The sequence below is a fragment of the Bacteroidota bacterium genome, from assembly GCA_016718825.1.
GTDB lineage: Bacteria > Bacteroidota > Bacteroidia > J057 > JADKCL01 > JADKCL01.
Genome location: JADKCL010000016.1, coordinates 119963 through 130537 on the forward strand (window position 1 = coordinate 119963; position 10575 = coordinate 130537).

General features: G+C 50.0%; 8 protein-coding genes. 5 read left to right on the top strand and 3 right to left on the bottom strand.

Annotation, left to right across the window (positions count from 1 at the left end; genetic code table 11):
- Positions 1–12 precede the first annotated feature (12 nt).
- Entirely contained in the window at positions 13–546 is a 534-nt protein-coding gene (locus tag IPN95_18775; GenBank protein MBK9451413.1) for a hypothetical protein, read from the top strand.
- A gap of 20 nt (positions 547–566) precedes the next feature.
- On the opposite strand, the gene IPN95_18780 is transcribed toward IPN95_18775, so the two are convergent.
- Genes IPN95_18780 through IPN95_18790 form a run of 3 tightly spaced genes read right to left on the bottom strand, consistent with a single transcriptional unit; the run spans position 567 to position 4035 of the window.
- The gene (locus tag IPN95_18780) at positions 567–1631 is read right to left on the bottom strand and encodes a serine hydrolase (GenBank protein ID MBK9451414.1); all 1065 of its coding nucleotides are present in this window, start codon (positions 1629–1631) and stop codon (positions 567–569) included.
- A gap of 44 nt (positions 1632–1675) precedes the next feature.
- On the bottom strand, positions 1676–2851 hold the full coding sequence (locus tag IPN95_18785) for a glycosyltransferase (GenBank protein MBK9451415.1): 1176 nt from the start codon (positions 2849–2851) through the stop codon (positions 1676–1678).
- On the bottom strand, positions 2848–4035 hold the full coding sequence (locus IPN95_18790) for a glycosyltransferase (protein ID MBK9451416.1): 1188 nt from the start codon (positions 4033–4035) through the stop codon (positions 2848–2850). Before IPN95_18790 ends, IPN95_18785 begins: the two co-directional genes overlap by 4 nt.
- 288 nt (positions 4036–4323) lie before the next feature.
- On the opposite strand from IPN95_18790, the gene IPN95_18795 reads away from it, so the two are divergent.
- The 4 genes from IPN95_18795 to IPN95_18810 all read left to right on the top strand — a co-directional run bounded on the left by IPN95_18795 (position 4324) and on the right by IPN95_18810 (position 10551).
- On the top strand, positions 4324–7575 hold the full coding sequence (locus tag IPN95_18795) for a SusC/RagA family TonB-linked outer membrane protein (GenBank protein ID MBK9451417.1): 3252 nt from the start codon (positions 4324–4326) through the stop codon (positions 7573–7575).
- A 12-nt stretch (positions 7576–7587) separates the two neighbouring features.
- Positions 7588–8934, top strand: a complete 1347-nt coding sequence (locus IPN95_18800) for a SusD/RagB family nutrient-binding outer membrane lipoprotein (GenBank protein MBK9451418.1) — start codon at positions 7588–7590, stop codon at positions 8932–8934.
- Between the two features lie 147 nt (positions 8935–9081).
- Entirely contained in the window at positions 9082–9912 is an 831-nt protein-coding gene (locus IPN95_18805; GenBank protein ID MBK9451419.1) for a hypothetical protein, read from the top strand.
- Between the two features lie 210 nt (positions 9913–10122).
- Positions 10123–10551: a hypothetical protein gene (locus tag IPN95_18810; protein MBK9451420.1), complete on the top strand. Its 429-nt coding sequence runs from the start codon at positions 10123–10125 to the stop codon at positions 10549–10551.
- Positions 10552–10575: the final 24 nt, after the last annotated feature.

Consider the following 10575-nt stretch of genomic DNA (forward strand, 5'->3'; position numbering starts at 1 on the left):
GGAGGCAAGAACATGAAAAAGCTACTCTTTTTGCTGCTATTCCTTGCTCCGTTGGCCATGTTTGGACAGGAGACGGCACAATGCGATTCCAACTACATCCGCATTTTTTCCAAGATTGGATTTGACGTCACCGGCATTCCTTGCGAACGGTTTGTCGTGATTGGGGAGCGGTACTACGACAAGATTTCTCAAGGATACAACCTAAGTCGCGGCATTGTCTACGGTCAGGAAAAGGTGCTTGACAATCTTCAAAAGCAGCTCGCTTTGGCCAACCAATATTCAGCGACGCTCAAGGCGGCCAACGATTCGGCCAATGCCACCATCGACCGGTTTGCTGCCAATAACCATCAGTACGCCGAACTGCTCAAGCAATCGACAACGGAAAATGACAAGTTGGTGAATCGGATGGACACCTTATTAAATGACTTGAACAAGCAGCACAAACGCGAGGTGCGTCGTGCAAGATGGAAAAGCTTCGCCATCGGCGGGGTGATTGGCGTGGTTGTCGGTTCGGTGGGCGTGTTGATTCTCAGGGATAAATTGTAACTCAATTTTCAGCAGCATACTTAATCCTGAAGGCGATCCATGAGGAGTTCCGTCCCCTCATAGCTCAGGTCAGTCATGCAATTGGTGACCACGATGTAGGCGCGGTCGCGGCTTGGATTGATCAGGACGCGGCTCAAAAAACTACCTGGATTTCCCAAATTGTGGGCGATCGGTTCGCCATTTTCATTGATTTCCCAAAACCAGCCAAAGGCAAAATCTGGCGCTCCAAACAGAAGGTGTTCGAACCGCGATTTGTTCAACAAAATTGCCTTTCCTTTCATTCCACGGAGGAAAAACTGGAGAAATGCAGCATGGTCTGGCAAGGAGATTTGAATATTTCCTGCGGCCATGAGCCAATTTAGCCGCACATTCTGAGCCGGAGCCTCGGGCTTCAAATTTGCGTTGTGTCCCCAAACAGCCGCAGAATCAGTCGCATTGGGTTGCCCAAATCCGATTTTGATTTGAAGCAATTCACCGAGGTCTGCAGCTAGTCGCTCAAATTCATCGCCGGTGGCCTTTTCCAACATCAGTCCTGCAGCGACATAGCCTAGATTACTATGATTCCATGGACTTCCACGGTCCTCTTCTGCCTGCTGAAACAACCATTTTCCGAAATTTATCCGCTGTTGGGCTGCGTTGCCCTTTATCAGAGAAGGCTTAGGTTCTGGAAATGAATAGGTCCACATGGGCAATTTGTTGCGAAACGTGATCAGATCCTGCAAAGTGAGTGAATAATAGGCTGCCTGCGAATGGATTTTCCACTTTGGAAAGAGATCGAAGAATTTGGTGTCCCAATTAATTTTGCCAGTACTGACAATCAATTCTGCCATCAAAGCAGTGAAGGCCTTGGTATTCGAACCGATTCTGAAATGATCTTGCAACGTGACCGAATCTGGAAATCCAAGTCGTTTGACACCGACAACCTCCATTTCCAGAATTGAATCCGCTGAAATCACAGCGTAGCCCAAAGCAGGCAAGTCAAAAGCTTTCAAAATACTGTCAGCCAATTCCTTATGACTCGTTTGCCCGATCACCTTCGGAAAAAGTAAGCCGATGAGCCCCAAAAAAGTGATGGTAAACTTCACACGAAATCGCAAACGAGAATTTAGCAAATGTGATGAACCAAATTTCATCTCCGATTCGTCAAGATGGCCTCCAACCGCGTATTCATCGCCTTCCAGCGGAAGTTGGCTTCGACAAACTTGCGGCCATTGGCAGCAATCGCAGCAGCTTTTTCAGGATGCGCGAGCAAGTCTTGAATAGCATCGGCAAAGCTGTTGGCGTCTTCGCAAACGAGGAGGTCCTCCCCTGCCTTGGCGCCGAGTCCGGCATTTCCAAGTCCCGAGGTAATCGTCGGCATGGTCATGGCCATGGATTCGAGGAGCTTGTTTTGGAGGCCTTGGCCACCTACCAGCGGCGCAACGGCAATTTTACTGCGCAATACATATTCGCGAATGTCTGCCACGAAGCCGGTAACCGTGATATCGGGACTTTCCCAGGATTTGATAATGCTCGCAGGGCGCGCGCCGGCAATGCAGATTTTCGGTTTCAAACCTCGAGCATGCAAAATTGGCAAAACCTCTTCGACCAGAAACTTGGCGCTCTGCACATTCGGATGGTAGCCCATGTTCCCGAAGAAAATCAAATCAAAATCGCGCTGATCGGGTTGTGGCAAGTCCTCAAAAAAGGATTCGCCGACGCCGTTGGGAATCACGTGGACTTCCGAACGCAACAATGGCGCCAATCCCTCCGCGTCGCGGTCGCTGATGATGATCAGTTCATCAAACTGTGCAGCGATTTTGGTTTCGTAGGCTTGCAGGCGCTTGGCTTCCGACTTCACAAAGGGTCGCATCAGAAAACTCGCCTCGCCAATCCGCTGCGACATGCCGATCGAAAAGGTATCCATGTAATCGAGCACCCAATGGACTTTGACATGCTCAAAAGGGAGATTTTGCCCCAACCGAATCAATTGCACAAAACAAGCTTCGATCTTTTCCCGGCGAATGGTCGCGTCGATCACGTCTTTCATCCGCTGCGAACGGAAATAATTGACCTGAAACGGCAAGCGGTTGAAAAATGCGCCCAGCAAATTCCATCCGGCTTTGAGTTTTCCTTGCTGAATCACCTGTACCGAGGCACAGAAGTTCAGTTGGGCAAGGTCATTGGCGGAAACTGCGTGTTCGCTGAGGCAAATCAAATGCACTTCGTGGTTTTGGGCCAATCCTTGGATTTGGTACCATGCCCGCAGTTTGTCGCCTTTTTCGAGCGGCCACGGGAATCGGGAAAGTGCCACCAATATTTTCATGACAGCACCTCCTGATAAAACGCTTCGAATGCCGAGCCCACAGCAGCCAAGCTGAACCTTTGCCGGGCAGCTGCCATTCCCGCCTCCGCGACAGCCACCGAATTCGCCGAATCAGCAAGCAGACCTTGAAATACGGTCACCCAATCCGCGGGGTCGTCGGCCAAAAGGATCTCCTCGCCTATTTTGCAATCAATGCCTTCGGCACCAATGGTTGTGGAAACGACGCAACGTCCCATGGCCATGGCTTCGATGATTTTCAGGCGCATTCCACCACCCGAAAGCAAGGGCACAATGAAAAAATGGCAACTTTCCAAAAATGCGGGCGCATCCGGAACTTCGCCATGAAAGATCATTCCATTGACTTTCAAGGATTTCAGTTCCTCCGAAGGATTTTTTCCGGCCACATGCAATTCCAATCTCGCATCTATTGCCAGCAATTGCGGCCAAATCTTATCCAGAAACCAATGCAGTCCTTGGACGTTGGGCATCCATTCCAGACTTCCAAGGAAGCCAATTTTGAAATTATGGGTGACTGGAGATTTGGGATGAAAGGTGTCGAGGTCGACCCCTCCGTTGATGGTGCGAATCGGGCCCTTGAATCCTTGCTGCCGATAAAATTCCGTGTCTTGGCTTGCGATGGGGATGATCGCGTCGTAGTCGTGCAGGTGGGCAAGCTCCCATGCGCGAATCTTTTTGGTTAGGCTTTGGAGATAAGTTCGCTTGAAAATATTGGGTTCATTGGCTGCAAGCCGCTCCCAAATCTGAAATTCGACATTGTGGCTGCGCAGTACTATCGGCGCTTTGGTCGCATTGCGTATCGTAGCCGAATACAGGCTCATATAGCTGCCTTCAAGCTGTACAAGGTCAAAATCGTTTCCTTTCAGAATCGATTGCAGCTTGTCTGAGAATTCCTGGGAAAGAAAACGGGACACATTATAAGGTAGCCGGGAAATGAGCCCCTTGGCGGCTCCGCTCAAGGTAACGGTGGTATCGATGTCGACTGCGTGAACCGCAGTGACTTCTTTCAGCAACGAAGGATCTTGTCGATGCTTGAGCGTGTTCAGGCAGGCCAATTCGACGCGGTGTCCCGCGCGATGCAAAAGTCTTGTCACATTGTACGTGGCAATGTTCCCTCCATCATTGAGGGGCCATGGGACACGATTGACGACCTGAAGTATGTGCAAACCTTTCAAAACGTCGGCAAATTACACAATGCGGAGATAAGTTGGGATCAGCCTTTCGAATGTCTCTTTGGAGGACGGGATTTCATTGTATTACAAGTGAATCCCTTTGCGTTGCGATCGACCAAAGCTTCCTATTGGAGGACCAATGTCCAATTTTGGACGGTGAACCTTTAAAGAAAACGTGTGTCAACATGGAATTCTCCTAACAAAATGTTAACGTTGTATTAAGTGGATTTATAATCATTATTCAATTTTTCAACTATTAATCATTTAAGTGGAATCAAAAGTATGAGAAAACTCTTAGCCACAGTCTGTCTGCTGTTATTCACAGCGACATTCATGTACGCGCAAGAAGTCCTCAAAGGAACTGTAAAAGAAGAGCTGACGGGAGACCCGATGCCTGGCGTTACAGTTTTTGAGAAGGGAACTTCCAACGGTACAATCACGGACCCGGAGGGTAAGTACGAAATCAAAGTCAAGGACGCCCAAACGACCTTGGTTTTCAGGTATGTCGGCTACGCCACCACGGAATTGCCCGGCGGAGGTGACATCAGCCTGAAAGAAGATGTTTTGATGCTGGATGAGGTCGTTGTAACGGCTCTCGGCATCAAAAGCGACAAAAAAGCGTTGGGCTACTCGGTACAGACTGTGGGTGGTGACGCCCTCACCGGTTCCGGCGAAAGCAACATGATCAATGGTCTGAATGCGAAAGTCGCAGGCGTACAGGTGATCAGCTCGGGAGGCTCGCCAGGTGCTGCCTCGTTCATTCGCATCCGGGGATCGTCTTCCTTGACTGGCAACAACCAGCCATTGATTGTGATCGACGGTGTACCGATGGACAACAGCCAAAATCAGGGTGGCAACCCGGACAATGGGGACAACAACCTTCTTGAAGGTGTGAACCAGTCCAACCGTGCTGCCGACATCAACCCCAATGACGTGGAAAATGTCACGGTGTTGAAAGGTCCAGCTGCAGCAGCGCTTTACGGTATCCAAGCCGCCAACGGTGCGATCTTGATCACCACCAAAAAAGGCTCCAATACGAAAGGAAAAGGCGTCGCCGTTTCTTTCAATACGAGCATGGCTTGGGACAAAGTCAACAAGTTGCCAGAAAACCAAACGCGGTTCAGCCAAGGCTTTTTGGGTCAATACCAAGGTCCTGAATCTGGGCGTTCGCATAGCTGGGGCGCTGCAATTGACACCTTGTCTTGGGATAACAATTCTCCAGATCCCAATAATCCCTACATCTATGATAACCACGGAGCCATCGTCAGCTCCAATGATCCGAGTGCCCGAGAAGCGGTTACACCTTATGATAATTACCGGAACTTTTTCCAGACTGGTTTGACGACGGACAACTCGCTTTCTCTTTCAGGTGGCAATGCTGGAACGACCTACCGTTTCTCGATTGGAAATACCAATACGAAAGGTATCGTACCCTTGAGCTCCTGGGGACGGACTACGGCCAAGTTTGCGGGCGAATCGCAATTGACGAGTCGCCTGCGTACTGCTGCCTCTGTTGGCTATTCCAATTCGGGTGGTCGCAGGGTTCAAATGGGATCCAATACCTCCGGTTTGATGCTGGGCTTGCTTCGCACACCAATTACATTTGACAACTCCAATGGCGTCACCGATCCAAAAGACGAAGCAGCTTATATCTTCACCGATGGTACACAGCGCAACTACCGTGGTGGTGGCGGCTACGACAACCCTTACTGGACGATCAACAAGAATCCCTATACCGATGAGGTAAACAGGATTTATGGATTTACCAGCGTATCGTATGACGTCACCAATTGGTTGAATGTCTTCTACCGCGTGGGTACTGATACCTACAGTGACGAACGACAGCAAGTGTTGGCGTTGGGGTCAAATACTGCGCCAGCAGGTCGCATATATTACGAGAAGCACAATTACCGCCACATCAACAGTGACTTGTGGGTGACTGCACAACGCGACTTTACCGAGAAACTCTCTGGTTCGTTGCTGGTTGGTAATAACCTGTTTTCCAAGTCTTACAGCAAAATCTACACCCAAGGTGACGGTTTTGTGGTTCCTGACTTCAACCATATTTCGAATGCTTCGAGCACGTTTTCCCGTTACGTCTACGACGCCAAGAGGACTGCCGCTATTTTTGGAGAAGCCAAACTCTCCTACGACGACTGGATTTTCTTGGACTTGACCGGTCGTAACGAATGGTCGAGCACACTGCCCACCGCGAACAACTCCTTCTTCTACCCTTCTGCCAACTTGGGCGTTGTGGTGACGGAGGCTTTGGGAATGACCGAAAACAAGATTCTTCCTTATGGAAAAATCCGTTTGTCGTACGCTTCCGTGGGCCACGATGCACCATCTTATGCATTAGGCAAGTATTTCAGCGGAACGTTTGTCGGCGACGGATGGACATCAGGTGTCAACTTCCCTTATAACGGTGTTGCTGGCTTCTCCGTGGATGACGTATTGGGATCCAATGCATTGCGTCCAGAAAAGAACAACACGATCGAAATCGGCACTGACCTGCGTTTCATCAAAAACCGCATCGGTGTTGACTTTACATTCTACCGGTCACGTGCAGTTGATCAGATTCTGGCCATTCCTGTGGCAGGTTCATCGGGCTACACCAATCAGTTTATGAACGCCGGGACAGTGAGCAACACGGGTTTTGAAATCACGTTGAATGCAACCCCTGTGAAGAGCAAAGACTTCCGTTGGGATTTGCAGGTGAACTTCACCCGCAACAAGAACATGGTTGTTTCCTTGCCTGAAGGCATCGACAACATCTTCTTGGGTGGATTTGAAGGCTCTTCCGTACGCAACGTTGCAGGTCAGCCTTATGGCCAAATCTACGGTGGCACCTTCCTCCGCGATGCCAACGGCAACCTCGTCATCGAAAGCGACAGCACCTCTGCATTCTACGGCTTCCCCATCGAATCCGGCAAAGAAGAGGCAATCGGCAACCCCAATCCAGACTTCCTTTGCGGTTTCTCCAACACGCTTACATGGAAGGGCATCAGCCTGAACATCTTGTTTGACTTCCGCAAAGGTGGCCAAATGTGGAACGGTACCATCGGTGCTTTGGCCAATTTCGGTATGTCTAAAGTTACGGAAGACCGCGATGTGGACTATACCTTCGAAGGCGTGAAAGGCACTTTGGACGGCGACGGCAACCTCGTGTTGCAGGACGAAAACGGCAACGCTGGAACAGTAACCAACGACGTCGTGGTCAACCGCAACCAGCAATGGTATCTGACCAATGGTGGTGGTTTTGGCAACGTTGCAGAGCAATTTATCCAGGAGACTTCTTGGATCCGTTTGCGCGAAGTGAGCCTGAGCTACTCCTTGCCAACCAAGTTGTTGGAAAAAACACCCATCGCTGGGTTGAATGTCGGCATTTCCGGTCGTAACCTGTTGTTGATCACACCTTATGAAGGCATCGATCCAGAAACCAACCTGATGGGTTCTGTCAATGCACAAGGTTTGGACTACTTCAATATGCCAAATACCCGTTCGATCTCTGCGCGCCTTGGTATCAACTTCTAAGCTGAAAACGTCATGAAAAAACTAAGATATTTACCTCTCGTTGCAGTGCTTGGATTGGCCAGCCTGACTTCCTGCGAGAAATACTTTGGAGACGTCAACGTCGACCCGACGCGCCCAACTGACGTGACTCCCACCGTGTTGCTTCCAAGCGCACAGGTGGAATATGCCTACGGAATGGCTGGAGATATCTCCCGCTTCACCTCCTTGCTCACCAATCAGATTTACGGCGCAGACCGTCAGTTTGCCACCTATCAGGTCTATTCGATCACAGAAACCGACACCGACAACTGGTGGCAGTTCAACCACTACGGTGGTGCGATGTTTGACCTGAAAAATCTGATCGACAATGCGAATGCCGCAAAGCAGCCACACTATGCCGGTATCGGCAAAATCCTCATGGCCTACGGTTTGATGACAGCTACCGACTTGGTGGGTGACATTCCTTATTCCGAAGCCTTCCAGGGTTTGGACAACTTGACACCGACGTATGATACGCAAGCTGCGATCTACGACTCGATCCAATCTTTGTTGGTACAAGGCAAGGCACTGTTGGTGGACCCGACATTTGCCGTGACCGAACCTGGTGCGGAAGACTTGGTCTATGGTGGTGATTTGGCCCAATGGGACAAGTTTGCCAACGTGCTGAGCGCACGTGCCTACCTGCACTTGGGCAAAAAGGATCCGAGCAAGTATGCGAATGTTCTGACTGCTTTGGGTACGGAAGGCGTAGAGAGCTTCGGTTCCTCCGCAGACGACGGTGTCATGTACTTCGGTGCAGAATACACTGCCTCCGCGCCTTGGTTCCAATACAACGATCAGCGTGCAGACATCTTGTTTGAAGGCTTCCTTCTGGACACGATGACCGCATTGAACGATCCACGTTTGGCTTCCTACTACGATAGCGACGGCTGGTTGGGCGAATATTTCACCAAGCCTGATGCCGCCTACTTCTTTGTTTCGTACATGGAGCAGCAGTTCATCGAAGCGGAGGCTGCATTTCAGACGGGTGATGCTCCACGCGCCTTGACAGCGTACAACGATGGCATCAATGCTTCCCTCAGCCGCCATGGCGTGGTTGCCGACTCGGCCTTCACCGTGGATGTCTTGAGCGAAACGACCAGCTCCTTGACCTTGGAAATGATCATGGTACAGAAATACATTGCGATGTACCTGGATCCTGAAGTCTTTACGGACTGGCGCCGCACCGGATTTCCGGTGTTGATTCCTAGCGCTGGCAACGTCACGGGCGATGTGATCCCACGTCGTTTGCCTTATCCACAATCAGAGCGCCTCTTCAATGGCACCAATTGTGCCGAATGTGGCGTCTCCATCACCAGCAAAGTCTGGTGGGATCAATGATCCTTGGGATGAAATTTGAATGAATTCGCATCAGCCCCGATCGTTTGGTCGGGGCTGATTGTTTTCAAGAAGGCCATTTCGTGATCGATTCATTCACCAAAATTTCCCTAAATTGCCTTGCGTTTGTAATCGAATGCTGCGGAATTCTTGCGTTACCTCGTCTTGTATCTGGCTATGTTTTCCATGCTCGCGGTTTCCTGCAGGGCACCAAAGGTTGCGGCTGTAGTGCCAACGCCCTCGCATTCTGGAGCCCAAACGCAACCATCTGTCCCATCCTTACCTGCCAATCGAACCAAAGCCGAGGCCATCGCTGCAGGACTCGATTTCCTGAACAAGTCCCGCTGGGAATGGGACATTGTCTATCTCTACAGCTATTTACAACCCAAATTCGGATGGGCCGATTTGCCGATGCAGGCACAGAACAAAGCTATGTCAGACAGCCTGCGCCGGATTGGTGATCCACCTGCCTTGCGAATCCTTGAACAAATGAACTTGTTTCAGCGGTTGATTGATCCGGCATTTCGGATAGAAAGAGATAGGCTGCAAAATGCTGAGGAAGAGGATGTTTTCACTTTGGTAGCGTTGTACTGCGATGTACTGAAACCTGATTCGGCTACATATTTTCCGGTTTTGAGACGAGAAATGGCAGCAGGTGACTACCGGCTTACCCATGCTTTGTTGGCCTGCAATTGGCTGGAGGAACAAGGTTGCTTCACTGTTGCAGATTTAGGAACGCTCAAACGGGAACTGGTGCAGCGTAATGCAGAACTTGCAAAGCGCATTCCCGAATGGATCGATTTGCGCATCGAAGCTGCAGCCTTGTTGGCAGCTGCTGGCGCGACAACCCCGGAGGAGTGGGTCTCCGAATTGATAGCAGCACAACAACCCGATGGCGGCTGGCGGAAGGACAGGTACCAATCTGTCAGCGGTGCGCATCCGACGATTCTTGCACTTTGGTTATTGTGTGAAAAAGACTAGTGTTCAGTATTCTGGATTGGTTCTGGTTACTTCTTACAATTTGTCAACATACAGCCTGTGGTTCTACTGAAAAATCAGGCCTTACTGAAAGTTATAGGCTCATTTTGAGGAAATCTCACCAATCCTTGAAAGGTCGAAAATTTGCAGTGTCTTAGAAAATCATTAACTTCATACCTCGTAGGTAATCATGTAAGTTTAATTGATTGAACCATGTTGAATTTTCGTGTCTTCAAGAAGCTTCTTTTGTTGGCTGTTTTTTGCTTGCCATTGGTGTTGGCGGCCCAAAGCAATGGCTCTTTGCAACGTGTCACATTGACGAGCATCACCTTGCTCATGGACAGTGCCCGCACGCCTGCCGACTATGAACTGATTCGCCAAGAAATCACCAAACACCCTGAGGTTAAAGACTTTGATATCAAAGCCAAAGACTGCAACTTCACGATCGACAACAGCAACAACACGTTGGACGTGATTTTCAGCGACTTGGCACAACGCGGCCAACCCGCCCGTATCTATATGATGGAAGCCAACCAAACTTTTACCCGCGTTCCAGAGGAGAGCTGCCTGAAAAGCAAGGAGCCCGAGGTAAAAGAAAAGGATGTTAGAAAGCCGGGCGCCGATCCAAAGGGAGATCGTTAAGGCATTTCATTCTCTCCTTTCACG

What these genes read in the sequence shown, in the direction of transcription:
- IPN95_18775 (MBK9451413.1), top strand. Translation starts at nt 13, where the DNA reads ATGAAAAAGCTACTCTTTTTGCTGCTATTCCTTGCTCCGTTGGCCATG.
- IPN95_18785 (MBK9451415.1), bottom strand. Translation starts at nt 2,851, where the DNA reads ATGAAAATATTGGTGGCACTTTCCCGATTCCCGTGGCCGCTCGAAAAA.
- IPN95_18795 (MBK9451417.1), top strand. Translation starts at nt 4,324, where the DNA reads ATGAGAAAACTCTTAGCCACAGTCTGTCTGCTGTTATTCACAGCGACA.
- IPN95_18800 (MBK9451418.1), top strand. Translation starts at nt 7,588, where the DNA reads ATGAAAAAACTAAGATATTTACCTCTCGTTGCAGTGCTTGGATTGGCC.
- IPN95_18810 (MBK9451420.1), top strand. Translation starts at nt 10,123, where the DNA reads ATGTTGAATTTTCGTGTCTTCAAGAAGCTTCTTTTGTTGGCTGTTTTT.